We start from the raw sequence: 13,854 nt of genomic DNA, 5'->3' as shown, positions 1-13,854 counted from the left end.
ACGGACGCTAGGGAGCCACCCTTACACCAACATTTTCGACGCGATCACGGTGGATTTGGCTGCGCTGGTGACATTTCCCGAGCGAATACTTTGGTGTAGTGGAGTACACCTTCAGGATCGGACTTCGATAACAGCCTATTTGCACCTATATATAGGTCGAGATCGGGCTTCCGTGGCAGATTCGAGCGTGGATTTTCTCCCGTTTGAAATCGAGCGTGGATAATCTCCCACTATTGGCGTGCCCGCGAGGCCAAAGTGGCAGATTATCCACGATCATTCACTAAGCGGGAGATTTTCCACGCTCGTACGTCCGATAATCCACGCTCAGGGGGGGGGCAGCCGAGCTCGACACGGCTTTTGTCTCGATCTGTAACATATAGAGAACATTTTCTCCCCTATCTGTTACAGGTCGAGATATTACGCAGAGACCTCCGCTTACGTCTCATTCTGTAACAGTAAGAAAGGTTTTCAGCTTCTTCGTGTTACAGATCGAGATGTTATCGGCCGTCCCTTGGCAATGTCTCGATCTGTAACTATAAGGAGGGTTTTCAGCCCGCCCGTGTTATAGATCGAGACAAACCTGAAGCTTGGTGGGAGTCAAACCCGCTGACATGTCAACATAAATAGAAACGGGCCCTGTCCCACAAGGGAACAGAGCCCGAAACTCTCATGGAGCCAGTGACAGGAATCGAACCTGCAACCCACTGATTACAAATCAGTTGCGCTACCGTTGCGCCACACTGGCACACTTGGCGCTTTCGCGCGAAGCCAGTTAAGAATAAAGGAATTGCGGACGAGGCGCAACAGGCCCTTCGCCCGACCACATCTCAAAACTATTCGTCAGAACGAATAGTTTTATCTGTTCGCCAAAACAAAAAACTATTCGTTTTGGCGACGGTAACCCGCAGCCCATTGATTACAAATCGACGGACTGGCCAATTGGGAAACGGGTCTCTATGGATAATCCCCTACCTCCCGCGCAGGGCCTTGAGCTTGGCCAGGGCATCGGGGCTCAGGCGACTGCCCAGAGTCATCTTGATCTGCGGGGCTTCCTCTGCCTCGTGAACGTCGTTATCGATCTGTTTGATCTCGTCCACCAGCATGCGGCTCGAGATGCGCGTGACGCCCTTGCCCATGACGACGGCCTGAATCGTACCGTCGCTCGATACCACGGAGCACGCGCGGCCTTCCTCGCGTGCCTCGATGCAGAGCTTTTGCACCACGGTATCGGCAGAGACGCCCGTCGGCGAGAACTCGATGCGCACGCCGCGGGCCGGTAGGTTGGGGCGCTCGTTGGAGATGTTGCCCGCGCCGTCGAACACGATCACGGCCTCGTAACGGCCCTGGGCAAACGCCGCAACATCGTTGATGAGCGCGGTGCGCGCCATATCGTGGACGTCGCTGGAATATGGATCGTCGGAATGGTCGTAGACGAGCTTTTCGTAGCGCGGCGTGCAGTGGATCACGTTGTAACCGTCGACCACCAGCAGCTCGGGCTTGTTGGAGTGCACCGTCGAGACTGGGTCGGCGATAGCCTGCGCAAACGCATTGCCGCCCACGCCATAGGTCGCGGCCGAAACAATCGGCTTGGCCGAGCCCTCGCCAAAGCACTTGGCCTTGGACTTGGCGCGGTTCTTCTTGGACATGCGCTACTCCTCCCCCATGAGCTCGCCGGCATTGCGGCGCAGCCACTCAAAGCACAGCGCGGTGGTCGCCTGGGCCACATTGAGACTCTCGGTCATGCCGCGCTGGGGAAGCTTGGTCAAAAAGTCGCATTTCTCGAGCACCAGGCGCGAGATGCCGTCGCCCTCGGAGCCCATGACGAGCGCAACGCGGCCCTCGAAGGGGGCATCCCAGCAGCTGCCCTCGGCGTGCTCGGAAGCACCGCCCACCCAAAAGCCGGCGGCCTTGAGATCATCGAGCGCACGAGCGATATTGGGAACCTGCGCGATGGGCAGGTGCATGACGGCACCAGCAGAGGTCTTGTAGCTGCCCACGGTCACACCGGCGGCGCGCTTGTTTGCAATGATGACGCCCGCCGCGCCCACGACCTCGGCAGAGCGCACGATGGCACCAAAGTTACCGTCGTCGGTCACATGGTCGAGTACGACGACGAGCGCCGGGCCGTCACCCGCGCGGTCAAGGATATCGGCGACGTCCGCATAGGGGAAATTACCCACCTCGAGCGCAATGCCCTGATGAGCGCCATGGCTCGACAGCGCATCGAGCTGCGTGCGCGGCACATACTTAATGCGGACGTCCGCGGCGTTGAGGTCGTCGACCAGGCGCGACAAGGCGGCATCGCGCTCCCCGCCCTCGGCGATGAGCGCGCACTTGACGGGAAAGCCGGTACGCAGTGCCTCGGCGGCAGCACGACGACCTTCGATAAACTCGCCCTTGGGAACCTGAACGTTGTCGCGGTTGCGATCTCGCTGCGAACGCGCAGCCTGGGCTTGGGAGCGCTCGCGCTGGCCCTTGGGAGTGGCAGCGCGGTCGTTGCGGCGAATCGGACGCGAGCCAGAAGCGGCCTGCTTGCCGCCACGAGGCGCACGCTTGCGATTGTCGGCCATAAAACGGCCTCCTTAAATAGATAACGAACAAGAATCGACCGTCCGAGCCACGGCACTTTGCCTTTCAATCGTCGGGCATGACCACCAGGTCTATGCCCTCCTCTTTCAAGGCAATCTGCCGCACCTCGAACGGTCGACAAATACTAGAGACTCTTAATACGAGTACCCGCGGCAGTATCTTCAATCGTCAGGCCCAGGTCCTTGAGCTGGTCGCGGATGGCATCCGCCAGATCCCAGTTCTTGGCGGCACGGGCCTCGGCGCGAGCCTCGAGAATCTTGGCAGCGGCCTCATCCACGTCGTCACCCGTGTAGGCAACCAAACCGGCGGCAACGCCCAGCAGACCCAGCGGCAGCTCGACCTTGGGCTCGGGAAGCTCAACACCAAACGTATCGAGCAGCTCGACCAGCGTATCGGCGGCGGCCAAGGCAGCGGCCTTGTCGGCAGCGTCGCCCGCCTGCTCCAGGTACTGGTTGCACTCGGTGACAAAGCCAAAGACAGCACCCATGGCACCGGCGGTGTTAAAGTCGTCGTCCATGCACTCCTTAAAGGCGGCACGGGTCTCGGCGGCCTTGGCGGCAAACGCTTCGGATGCTGCCTCATCGGCATCGGACGTCGCATGGTTCGCAGCCCAGCGCAGGTTCTCGACCGTACCGGCGATACGCGTGAGCGAGTTCTCGGCACCCTCCAGGCGCTCCCAAGAAAAATCGAGCGGCGAGCGATAGCTCGTCTGCAGCATCAGCAGGCGCAGGGCAGCAGCGGAGTGCTGCTCGAGGACCTCGGCCAGCGTAAAGAAGTTGCCGAGCGACTTGGACATCTTCTCGCCGTCTACCAGCAGCATGCCCGTGTGCATCCAGGTGTTGGAGAAGCCCTGGTGCCAGGCGCAGGTGGCCTGGGCGCACTCGTTCTCGTGATGCGGGAAGGCAAGGTCGGAGCCGCCGCCGTGGATGTCGATCGGAGTGCCCAGGTAGCGATGCACCATGGCGGCGCACTCGGTGTGCCAACCGGGACGGCCTTCGCCCCAGGGGCTCGGCCAGCTGGGTTCGCCGGGCTTAGCGGCCTTCCACAGGGCAAAGTCGAGCGGATCGTTCTTGTCCTCGTTCTCCTCGATGCGCGCGCCAACCATAAGGTCATCGATGTTGCGGCCCGAGACCTGACCATAGTTGGAATCGCTGCGCACGGCAAAGTACACGTCGCCGTTATCGGCTGCGTAAGCGTGGCCCTGCTCGATGAGCGTCTTGATCATAGCGATCATGGGGCCGATCTCCTTGGTGGCGCGGGGGCGCACATCGGGATCGAGCACGTTGGCGGCGCGCATAACGCCGATGAACTTGTCGGAGAACTCCGTCGCGACCTCGGCGGCCGTTCTGCCCTGCTCGTTGGCGCGCTTGATGATCTTGTCATCGACATCGGTGAGGTTCTGGGCGAACGTGACCTCGTAGCCGCTCGCGATGAGCCAGCGGCGAATCACGTCAAAGCTGATGAACGTGCGGGCATTGCCGATGTGGATGTTGTCGTAGACCGTGGGGCCGCACACGTACATGCGGACCTTGCCGGACTCGATGGGCTGGAACTCTTCCTTTTTATGGGTAGCGCTGTTGTAGATACGCATTCGTTACTCCTTAACGGTTTTCTGTAGCAGGCAGACAGCCCAGGCACCGATTCCCTCGCCCTGGCCTTCCCAACCGAGCTTTTCGGTCGTAGTGGCGGCGACGCCCACGTTTTCCACGTCGACGCCCAGGGCATGGGCAAGGTTGGCGCGCATGGCATCGCGGTGCGGAGTGATCTTGGGTTGCTGACAGGCAATGGTGCAATCGGCATCGACAAACTCAAAGCCCAGCTCGCGCGCATAGTCCATCACGCGGGCGAGCAGCACCATCGAATCGGCACCCTCGTAGGCGGGATCGGTGTCGGGGAATAGCTTGCCGATGTCTCCCCCGCGGCAGGCGCCCAGAATGGCGTCGGCCAAGGCGTGCGCGAGCACATCGGCATCCGAGTGGCCCAGCAGGCCGCGCTCGTAGGGAATGTCAACCCCGCCGATGATACATCGACGCCCCTCCACCAAACGGTGGACGTCGTAGCCGTGGCCAATGCGCAGGTTACTGAACATGGGGAAGGTCCTCTCCCTCGGCCATGCGGCCAAGCAGAATCGCGGTTACGGGACGCAGGTCCTCGGGCACCGTCACCTTAAGGTTATCGCGCGGGCTCTGGACACAGCGGACGCGCCCGCCCATGCGCTCGACCAGCGAAGAATCGTCGGTCCCGATAAAGCCCTCGGCGATAGCTGCGGTGTGGGCGCGCTTCATGGCGTCGACGCTAAAGATCTGCGGTGTCTGCGCGGCCCAGTAGAGCTCACGCGGCGGCGTCTCGACGATATTGTCGCCGTCGACGATCTTGAGCGTGTCGATCGCGGGCTGACCGCATACGACACCGTCGAGCGAGCGGTCGCCCACAAGCACGTCGATCGCATGATCGATGGCCTCGGTCGTGATGAGCGGACGGGCGCCGTCGTGGATGGCGACATATTCGAAACCCGCCGGAACCGCATGCACACCGGCACGGGTGGAATCCTGACGGGTATCGCCGGCATCGGCGAAGCTGATGGGCGTGTCATAGTCAAACGGATCGATGGCCAGGCGGCGCATCTCGGCACGGCGCTCGGCAGGACACACCACCACGATGTGGCCGACCTTGTCGCTACGATCGAACGCACGGATGGACCAGCTCATGAGCGGACGGCCCGCCACGTTAACGAGCTGCTTACCGCCGGGATTTCCAAAGCGCTGGCCGCTGCCGCCGGCAACGACCACGGCGCATACGGGCGCCATTATGCGTTCCCCTGTTTGGTGCCCTTCATGCGGTACAGCGAGTCCGCAAGAATGGCAGGGTTGTTGACGCCAAAGTCGCCCAGGCGCTCCGGATCCTCGCTGATGTCGTCCATGAGCTCCTGCAACGAGCCGTACTCGTCGACGATCTTCTCGGCCACGCCGTCGCGCACGACGGACACGCGCGAAAGCGTGCGCAGGCCCAGTGGCGTCATGACGGAGTCCTCGTCCAGGTCGTCGTAACCCAGAACCGCCGCCACATGCTGTGGGTCGGACAGGTCCTTAGGTGTCATACGGCTTAGGTTGGCGCGAATCTTCTCGGCATTAGCCTCGGAAGAATCACTTGCGTAGTCGCGGATCATCAGGTCATACTCGGTATCCATGCTGGAGCCCGCGAGCTGCTCGAGCTGCATCTGCACGAGCTTGCCCTGGTTGCCCAACTTGACGATGCAATCCTTAAGCTCGGTCTTTGCCTGCTGCATGATCTCGAAGCTCGAGAAAATACCGGTAATGTCGGCGAGCGTAACGTAGTCGTCGAGCTCGAGGGCCGTCAGGCGCAGCAAGGAGCGGTCGAGCGACTGACGGGTAGTCTGGAGCGTGGCGACGAGCTGGTTGACCGAGCTCATGATGGTGGTGACGGGCTGGATCTCGTAGCTCTTGCCGTGAACGTACACGTTGACGACGGCACGACGGGCCGAGACCGAGATCACAATGGCATCGGTGAGCACCGACATGCGAGCGGCGGTGCGATGACGCATGCCCGTCTCGCTCGTGGCAAGCGAGGGATCGGGATTGAGATGGAAGTTGGCGCGCAGGATCTGGGTGAGGTCGCCGTCGATGACGATGGCGCCGTCCATCTTGGAGAGCTCGAACAGACGGTTCGAGGTGAACGAAATGTTGAGCGGGAAGCCGTCGTTACCGGCAGCGAGCACGTTTTCGGTGTCGCCAACGCAGATAAGGGCGCCCAGGTGACCGGCGATGATCATGTCGAGGGCAGTGCGGATCGGCTGACCAGGTGCCGTCAGACGGATGGCCTGTTCCATACGCTTTTGCAGCTCGTTCTTATCCAAGGCATCGCTCCCATCGTATACGCTCCATAAACGCTAAATAGTTTCTCACGGTTTGTCCCCGCGGCGCTCGCGAAATCCGATGCTTACAGAATGAGCGAACACCGCTGAGAGCCTCAACCCAAATGAGCTGTTCATGTGGTAGCATCGGGATTCACATGAATGAGGGAGTAGTCGCGTGACCGGGTTCGCCTCCGGTGGCGCGGCAAGTCAACATACTGGCCGAAACGGTCTGGCTTGCCTTAATGAACGAGACTCGTGGTTGTACGCGCAGCGCGTACGCCACGGGTCTTTTTTGTTGCTCCCCTGTCAGAAGTACACGCGGGTTCGCCCGCAAGGAGGGAGCCAAACCATGGGACTCGTAGAGCTCGTGCTGCTCGCCATTGGCCTTTCGATGGACGCCTTTGCCGTATCCATCTGCAAGGGCCTTGGCATGAAGAAGATCAACCTTAAGGTCGCCGTAGTGCTCGGCCTGTTCTTTGGCGGCTTCCAGGCCGGCATGCCCGTGATCGGATGGGCGCTTGGCAGCCAGTTTATGGGCATCATCGGCCCCATCGACCATTGGATTGCCTTTATCCTTTTGGCCTTCATCGGCAGCAAAATGCTGTGGGAGGCTTTTACCGAGGACGAGGATGAAGGCGACGGCAAGAATGCCGAAAAGATTGAACTGAGCGAGTACCTGATCCTCGCCATCGCCACCTCAATCGACGCCCTGGCCGTGGGCATCTCGTTCGCCGCGCTTTCGGTCGACATCGTTCCCGCCGTATCGCTTATCGGCGTCACAACGTTTATCTTCTCCGTCGCCGGCGTAGCGATCGGCCACACCTTTGGCGCGCGCTACGAAAAACCTGCCACCATCGTGGGCGGCATCGTGCTCATCCTCATCGGACTTAAGATCTTGCTTGAGCATCTGGGGATTTTGGCGCTGTAACGCCAAACACAATCGCTCAAAACTCAACGCCAGTACAAGGCCTCATGCAAAACTTTGCATGAGGCCTTTTCGTGCAGACTTTTGCATGTCATACTGATATGCAAAAGTCTGCACGTTAGGAGATCGCCGTGAATACCCTTCCCATCACCACACCGCGCCAAGCTGGCATCTACGTGCGCCAGGCACGCGAGGCTCAGGGTCTCACCCGTGCCGCCCTCGCCAAAACGGCCAGTGTTTCCGAGCGCCTGCTCGCATCGCTCGAGCTAGGAGACGCCACCGGCATTCGACTCGACAAGTTGCTGTCCGTCTTTAACGCACTCGGCATAGGTCTCTTTGCGCAAAGCGATAACGACTCCATCGCATCGCCCTCCGAACATCCGACGACGAAAGCGGACCTCCCTATCGCGAACTCGAATGCCCTGCCAAAGCCAAGCGTAGGCAGACGACCCGCTCGACAGGGAACGCCATCTTCCTATGGTGCCTTGCTGGCCCAAATCGCAGCCGAGCAAGGCCTTTCCGACACTTCAGACCTCTCCTTTGGCTGTAAGGTTGTGAAATAAATGGCAGAGATGGAGCTTGCGACCCTCATTTGTGGCGAAATCGCAGGCACTCTCCGGCAAGACGAGCATGGACTCTGCAGCTTTGTATACGCCCCAACCTATCGCGGAGCACCACTATCGCTTACAATGCCGCTTTCCAATCGCACGTATGGCCATAACATCGTCCGCCCGTTCCTATTTGGCCTTTTGCCCGACAGCCAAGAGCAGCGCCGCGCTATTGCCGCCGAGCATGACGTTGCATCCAACAACCCCGTCGCCCTCTTGTGCCATATCGGTCTTGACTGCGCAGGGGCCGTTCAGTTTTGTCGAACCGATCAATTAGGCGCCGCCCGCGGCAGGGTCTCGACATACCGCCCGCTTACCAATTCTCAAATCGCTCACAAGCTCAAAGCAATTCGCGATGACGAAAGAGAGACATGGATGGGCTCCAACGAAAGCTGGTCCCTGGGCGGCAACCAAGGCAAATTTGCACTAGCTTGGCATGATGGCCAATGGTGCGAATGTCTAGGGTCATCCCCCACTACCCATATCTTCAAAAATGGTGTCGTTGGGTTCAAACATCAGGCCTTAAACGAATTCGTCTGCATGAAAACGGCTCGGCGTGTTGGCATTCCAACTGCCAACGTCTCCTATTGCACATTTGAAGACGAAGCCGCGCTCGTCGTTGAACGGTACGACAGAATGGTCAATAGCAGCGGAAATATCGAAAGGCTGCATCAGGAGGACTTTTGCCAGGCGCTCGGTGTATTGCCAAGCCAGAAATACACCGCCGACGGAGGACCAACCACGCGAGACATCCAAGAACGACTGATTAACACAGTCCCCCACCACATGAATCTTGTGCTTTTTACCTATATGTTGTTCTATAACGCCATTATCGGAGCGCCTGACGCACACGCTAAAAACTACTCGCTCATCCTAGGCAAAGGCACAAACGCAGCGCTCGCACCCATGTACGATGTCGCATCGGGCTTGGCGTACGAGCGTATGCGCCGCCGGGCGCGCCTTGCCATGAGCGTTGGCGGCGAAAATCGTGTGGGGCGCATCGGTCCAGGCGCTATCCGCCGATACCACGGTATGGGCGACCCCGCGCTGGAGGCGGCACTCACCGATGCCGGGTTATCCGAGAAGTTTTGCTTTGCGACCATGATGGACCTCGCCTACGAGGTGCCCATTTGCATGGAAGAGATTATGGACGAATACGCCGACTTGCCCGGCATGGCGGACCTGCGCGAGCATATGCTCGGCCCCGTCCGCGAAAACTGCCAGCGCGCCCTCGATCTCATCAAGGCGGATATGGGCTAGACGCCAATCAATTCACATTTCTCAAAAGAAGAGGGGGCACCCGTCGCAAAAGCTCGGATGCCCCCTCTCGTAATGTCATTTGCAATCCGCCAGCACGTGGCTCGGACTGCTGCTAGCGCAACCTTTACGCAGCGAGGCGCTTGAGGACGTCGATGAGCAGCTCGTAGAAGCGCTCGGCAGAAGCGAGTTCCATGCTCTCGTCCGGGGTGTGGACATCGGAGAGCGTCGGGCCCACGGCGATGGCGTCCAGGCCGTGCAGGGCCTCGGCGAACAGGCCGCACTCAAGGCCGGCGTGGATGGACTCGATGCGCAGCTCGGAGCCGAAGAGCTCACGATAGCTCTCGACAAAGACGTCGCGGACCGGCGAATGCTCGGCATAGCTCCAGCCGGGATACTCGAACTCAAACTTGGCGTCGAAGCCCAGAACATCGGCCAGCGTCTGCAGGCGGTCCTTGAACTCGTTCTGCAGCGAGGTGATCGAGGAGCGCGGGGACAGCATGATCTTGACCTGGTCGTCAGAAGTGGCGACCACACCGATGTTGGAGGAAACCTCGACGGAGCCGTCGGTGGCGACGTTGCGGCGAATCACGCCGTTAGGGGCAAGACGCAGGGCGCGGATGAGGGCAAGTGCGGACTTCTGGTCCATGGCCTCGACCTCGGCGTCGTCGGCGATCTCAACCGTGCAGGTAAAGCCGGGGTCGAAGACCTCGAGCTCGGCAGTAACGTCGGCGATGATGCCCTTTGCGATCTCGGCCGCTGCCTCGGCGGCAGCGTGGTCGGCGTAAACCAGCTCGGCCTTGCACTCACGGTTGATGGCGTTGTCCTTAGTGCCGCCGTTAAAGCTGACGATAGCGGGCTCGCCGGCGACCATCAGGCGGTCGATGATGCGGGCCATGATAAGGTTGCCGTTGCCGCGCTCCAGGTTGATATCGCTGCCGGAGTGGCCGCCCAGCAGGCCGGAGATGTCGAGCGTGAGGGTGCTGCCGGTCTTGTGCTCACGCACGATGGGGCAGGTGTAGGTAACGACGACGCCGCCGGCGCAGCTAACGGTGGCCACGCCCTCTTCCTCGGAGTCAAGGTTAATCATGGTGCGGGCGCTAATCTGGGACTTGTCGAGCGTCTCGGCGCCGACCAGGCCAGTCTCCTCGTCGGTGGTGAATACGCACTCGAGGGCGGGGTGAACGATCGAATCGCCATCGAGAACAGTGAGCATCAGAGCGACGGCGATACCGTTGTCGGCGCCCAGGGTGGTGCCGTTAGCGGTGAGGACGCCGTCCTTGACGACCAGGTCGATACCGTCGGTCGTAAAGTCGTGCTCAACAGAGCCCAACTTGTCGCACACCATATCGATGTGGCCCTGCAACATCACGGTCGGGGCATTCTCGGCGCCGGCAGAAGCGGGCTTGCGAATGATGACGTTGTAGACCTCGTCCTGGTACACATCGAGGCCGTGCTCGTTAGCAAACGCAACCAAGAAATCGCTGATGCCCTTCTCGTTGCCAGACCCACGGGGGATCGCGCTGACCTCCTCAAAGAAATGGAACAGCCGGGCGGGCTCGTAGCCGGTAATCTTGTAATCCATGGTGCCTCCTTGGCGCAACTGGTTAGACAGTAAGACATGCGACTTGTATATTCCCAGACTTTGCGTGCATAAACCAGTCGAAAACGCCGAGCGCCCTCGCATCATCGGCTAACGGCGGGGAAACGCCACTTTATTAAGATAAAGCAGGCTAGACGGGCCGTGCCGAAGGGACGTTGGACCCTTCAACCAACCTCAACGCTTGATCAGCGTTTATGCATACGCCATTGGTATGTTTAATGAGATCTACTTTGAACGAAGGGGGCTTTCCAACAGAAAAAGGGCGCTCCTTTGGAACGCCCTCGTGGACACAAGGTTTTGTTACGCCCTACAGCGCGCCGGAACCGGCTTGCATCATGCCGCCGGGGCCCGAGGTCACGCCGCCGCTCACGGGCGCGGCGCTGCCAGTGTGCGGTGCCGCCGGGGTGGTATCGCCACCGAGCGTACCTGCCGGACGCGGTGCCGGAATCTCGCCCGTGCCGTGGCTAAAGACAAACTTGCCATCGGCCACGTCGCACAGGACGGTATCGCCCTCGCCCCACTCGCCGGCCAGAAGTTCCTCGGACAGCGGGTCCTCGATGAGCTTTTGAATAGCACGGCGCAGCGGACGCGCACCGTTGGTGAGGTCGGTGCCCTCGGCCACGATCTTGTCATAGGCCGCATCGGTGAGCTTGATGTTCATGCCGTTGGCAATCAAACGCTGACGCAGGTCGTCCACCAGCAGGTGCGCGATCTTGGTGAGATTCTCGCCCGAGAGCTTCTGGAACACCACGATGTCGTCGATGCGGTTGAGCAGCTCGGGGCGGAACAGGCGCTTGAGCTCGCCCATGGCGCGGCCGCGGATCTCACTCGAGGTGAGGCCCTGCTCGCCGGTGGTGCCAAAGCCAACGCTTGCATCCTGCGCAATCTCGCGGGCGCCCACGTTGGACGTCATGATGATCACGGTGTTGCGGAAGTCGATCGTCTTGCCCTGGCTATCGGTCAGGCGGCCCTCCTCCAGCACCTGCAGCAAGATGTTGAAGATATCGGGGTGCGCCTTCTCGATCTCGTCGAACAGCACGACCGAGTACGGGTGGCGACGAACGGCCTTGGTGAGCTGGCCGCCCTCGTCGTGACCGACGTAGCCCGGAGGGCTACCGATGAGCTTGGAGACCTCGAACTCGCTACCGAACTCGGACATGTCGAAGCTGATGAGCGCGTCCTTGCTGCCAAAGAGATACTCGGCGAGCGTCTTGGCGAGCTCGGTCTTGCCCGTGCCGGTGGGACCCAGGAAGATAAAGCTGCCGCCGGGACGACGCGGGTCCTTGAGCGGCGAGCGGCTACGGCGCACGGCCTTGGCGACGGCCTCGACGGCCTCGTCCTGGCCGATAATGCGGGTCTTGAGCACGCTTTCGGTCTGCAGCAGGCGACGGCTCTCGCTCTCGGTGAGCGAGGAAACCGGCACGCCAGAGGTCACGGACACGATGTCGGCAATCTGACTCACGTCGATGGTGAGCGGGCTGGCGTCGAGCTCGGCGGTCCAGGCGGCCTTGGCTTCGGCGAGTTCAATCTCGGCGGCCTTCTGCTGCTCGGTGATCTCGGCGGCCTTGTTCATGTCATCGCTCTCGGTGGCCTCCTGCGCGGCGGCCTTGAGCTCCTCTATACGATGCTCGGCCTCGCGCACCGGCTCGGGCGCGCGATTCGCGGCGATGCGAGCGCGGGCACCGGCCTCGTCGATGAGGTCGATGGCCTTATCGGGCAGGAAGCGATCCTGGATGTAGCGGTTGGAAAGGTTCGCTGCGGCCTCGATAGCACCCTGCGTATAGCGCACATGGTGGTGCTCCTCGTAGCGCGGCTTGAGCGCGGTCAGGATCTTGACCGTGTCCTCGACGCTCGGCTCCTCGACATCAATGGTCTGGAAGCGACGCTCGAAGGCCGGGTCCTTGGTGAGGTACTTGCGGAACTCCTCGGCCGTGGTGGCACCGATGATCTGGAAAGCACCGCGCGCGAGCACGGGCTTGAGCATAGAGCTCGCATCGATAGAACCCTCGGCAGAACCGGCACCGATGATGGTGTGCATCTCGTCGATAAACAAGATGACGTCGTCGGCTTCGGTCGCCTCCTGGATCACGTTCTTGAGGCGCTCCTCAAACTCACCGCGATACTTGGCACCCGCGACAAGACCCGGCAGATCGAGCGTCCAGATATTCTGGTTCATAAGATTCTCGGGCACATTGCCAGCAGCAATCTGCTGCGCCAGGCCCTCGACGATAGCCGTCTTGCCCACGCCGGGATCGCCCAGGATAAGCGGATTGTTCTTGGTGCGGCGCGAAAGGATCTCCATCATGCGCTGGACTTCCTTTTCGCGGCCAATCACGGGATCGAGCTCGCCGTCGCGCGCCTTCTGCGTGAGGTTGGTGGCGAACTGCTTGAGCGTGTCGGTGCCGCTCCCCTTTTGCTGCGAGGCGTCCGAACCGCTAAAGAACGGCAGGCCCGCACCGGGGCGACCGGCGCCGGCTCCGGCGAGCGGGCGCTTCTTGTCCTGGTCCTTGGCGGTAAGCTTCTCAATAGCCTTTTTAATGGAAGCGGACGACACACCCAGGCGCATGAGGATGTCCATGGCCATGCCGTTGCCCTCTTCGACGATGCCGATGAGCAGGTGCTCGGTCGACACGTAGGTCTGGTTGTTCTCACGCGCCACGCGGAATGAACGCTCCATCACGCTAATAACGAGCGGCGTAAAGGCAAGCTTGGCCGCCTCGGTCTCCTCACAGGGCTCGGGAACCGTGGTCTGGACCTCTTTGAGGGTATCCATGATGTCATCGTAGGAGATATCGAGCGAGCGCAGTGCCTCGGCGGCAATACCCTCGTCCTCCTTAGCGAGCGCGAGCAGCAGGTGCTCGGTGCCCACCTTATTTGAGTGCAGATCGAGCGCCTCTTGCTTGGCCATGGACATGACCTTGCGCGCGCGATCGGTAAAACGGTCTAACATGCTAGTTCCTCTTAGACGAGCTAGTTTTTTCAAACGCAAAGCGCCGCC

At 60.7% G+C, this 13,854-nt stretch carries 11 protein-coding genes and 1 tRNA gene; 3 read left to right on the top strand and 9 right to left on the bottom strand.

Annotated elements, in window-relative coordinates:
* Positions 1-670 precede the first annotated feature (670 nt).
* From DW024_RS07720 to disA, 7 genes are all read right to left on the bottom strand, one after another.
* Positions 671-745, bottom strand: a tRNA-Thr gene (locus DW024_RS07720).
* A gap of 223 nt (positions 746-968) precedes the next feature.
* The gene (locus tag DW024_RS07715; protein WP_118377393.1) at positions 969-1,646 is read right to left on the bottom strand and encodes an NYN domain-containing protein; all 678 of its coding nucleotides are present in this window, start codon (positions 1,644-1,646) and stop codon (positions 969-971) included.
* Positions 1,647-1,649: 3 nt separating this feature from the next.
* On the bottom strand, positions 1,650-2,570 hold the full coding sequence (gene rlmB / locus DW024_RS07710; protein WP_118377392.1) for a 23S rRNA (guanosine(2251)-2'-O)-methyltransferase RlmB: 921 nt from the start codon (positions 2,568-2,570) through the stop codon (positions 1,650-1,652).
* Positions 2,571-2,713: 143 nt separating this feature from the next.
* Positions 2,714-4,180 (bottom strand): cysteine--tRNA ligase, encoded by a 1,467-nt coding sequence (cysS, locus tag DW024_RS07705; RefSeq protein WP_118377391.1) that lies wholly within the window; start codon positions 4,178-4,180, stop codon positions 2,714-2,716.
* 3 nt (positions 4,181-4,183) lie between these two features.
* Positions 4,184-4,678: a 2-C-methyl-D-erythritol 2,4-cyclodiphosphate synthase gene (gene ispF / locus DW024_RS07700; RefSeq protein ID WP_006234975.1), complete on the bottom strand. Its 495-nt coding sequence runs from the start codon at positions 4,676-4,678 to the stop codon at positions 4,184-4,186.
* Positions 4,668-5,396: a 2-C-methyl-D-erythritol 4-phosphate cytidylyltransferase gene (gene ispD, locus DW024_RS07695; protein ID WP_117629251.1), complete on the bottom strand. Its 729-nt coding sequence runs from the start codon at positions 5,394-5,396 to the stop codon at positions 4,668-4,670. Before ispD ends, ispF begins: the two co-directional genes overlap by 11 nt.
* Positions 5,396-6,436: a DNA integrity scanning diadenylate cyclase DisA gene (gene disA, locus DW024_RS07690; protein WP_369831362.1), complete on the bottom strand. Its 1,041-nt coding sequence runs from the start codon at positions 6,434-6,436 to the stop codon at positions 5,396-5,398. The genes ispD and disA overlap by 1 nt, the downstream gene beginning before the upstream one ends.
* A gap of 376 nt (positions 6,437-6,812) precedes the next feature.
* Between disA and DW024_RS07685 the strand changes: the two genes are divergently transcribed.
* From DW024_RS07685 to DW024_RS07675, 3 genes are all read left to right on the top strand, one after another.
* The gene (locus DW024_RS07685; protein ID WP_118377390.1) at positions 6,813-7,391 is read left to right on the top strand and encodes a manganese efflux pump MntP family protein; all 579 of its coding nucleotides are present in this window, start codon (positions 6,813-6,815) and stop codon (positions 7,389-7,391) included.
* A gap of 128 nt (positions 7,392-7,519) precedes the next feature.
* A complete protein-coding gene (locus DW024_RS07680) occupies positions 7,520-7,951 on the top strand; it encodes a helix-turn-helix domain-containing protein (protein WP_158556873.1) in 432 nt (143 codons plus the stop codon).
* Positions 7,952-9,256, top strand: a complete 1,305-nt coding sequence (locus tag DW024_RS07675) for a type II toxin-antitoxin system HipA family toxin (RefSeq protein WP_118377389.1) — start codon at positions 7,952-7,954, stop codon at positions 9,254-9,256.
* A gap of 124 nt (positions 9,257-9,380) precedes the next feature.
* On the opposite strand, the gene DW024_RS07670 is transcribed toward DW024_RS07675, so the two are convergent.
* Positions 9,381-10,838, bottom strand: a complete 1,458-nt coding sequence (locus DW024_RS07670) for an aminoacyl-histidine dipeptidase (RefSeq protein WP_118377388.1) — start codon at positions 10,836-10,838, stop codon at positions 9,381-9,383.
* A 325-nt stretch (positions 10,839-11,163) separates the two neighbouring features.
* Complete coding sequence (locus DW024_RS07665) at positions 11,164-13,806, bottom strand: ATP-dependent Clp protease ATP-binding subunit (protein WP_118377387.1); 2,643 nt, start codon at positions 13,804-13,806, stop codon at positions 11,164-11,166.
* Positions 13,807-13,854: the final 48 nt, after the last annotated feature.

It is taken from the genome of Collinsella sp. AF37-9, assembly GCF_003475115.1.
Classification (GTDB): Bacteria; Actinomycetota; Coriobacteriia; order Coriobacteriales; family Coriobacteriaceae; genus Collinsella.
The sequence above is the reverse complement of the archived record's forward strand: the minus strand, read 5'-3'. Positions and strand labels throughout refer to the sequence as shown.

Coding starts and splice junctions, on each gene's coding strand:
- rlmB (WP_118377392.1), bottom strand. CDS start 2,570: ATGGCCGACAATCGCAAGCGTGCGCCTCGTGGCGGCAAGCAGGCCGCT.
- DW024_RS07685 (WP_118377390.1), top strand. CDS start 6,813: ATGGGACTCGTAGAGCTCGTGCTGCTCGCCATTGGCCTTTCGATGGAC.
- DW024_RS07665 (WP_118377387.1), bottom strand. CDS start 13,806: ATGTTAGACCGTTTTACCGATCGCGCGCGCAAGGTCATGTCCATGGCC.
- DW024_RS07675 (WP_118377389.1), top strand. CDS start 7,952: ATGGCAGAGATGGAGCTTGCGACCCTCATTTGTGGCGAAATCGCAGGC.
- disA (WP_369831362.1), bottom strand. CDS start 6,436: ATGGAACAGGCCATCCGTCTGACGGCACCTGGTCAGCCGATCCGCACT.
- cysS (WP_118377391.1), bottom strand. CDS start 4,180: ATGCGTATCTACAACAGCGCTACCCATAAAAAGGAAGAGTTCCAGCCC.
- ispF (WP_006234975.1), bottom strand. CDS start 4,678: ATGTTCAGTAACCTGCGCATTGGCCACGGCTACGACGTCCACCGTTTG.
- DW024_RS07670 (WP_118377388.1), bottom strand. CDS start 10,838: ATGGATTACAAGATTACCGGCTACGAGCCCGCCCGGCTGTTCCATTTC.
- DW024_RS07715 (WP_118377393.1), bottom strand. CDS start 1,646: ATGTCCAAGAAGAACCGCGCCAAGTCCAAGGCCAAGTGCTTTGGCGAG.
- ispD (WP_117629251.1), bottom strand. CDS start 5,396: ATGGCGCCCGTATGCGCCGTGGTCGTTGCCGGCGGCAGCGGCCAGCGC.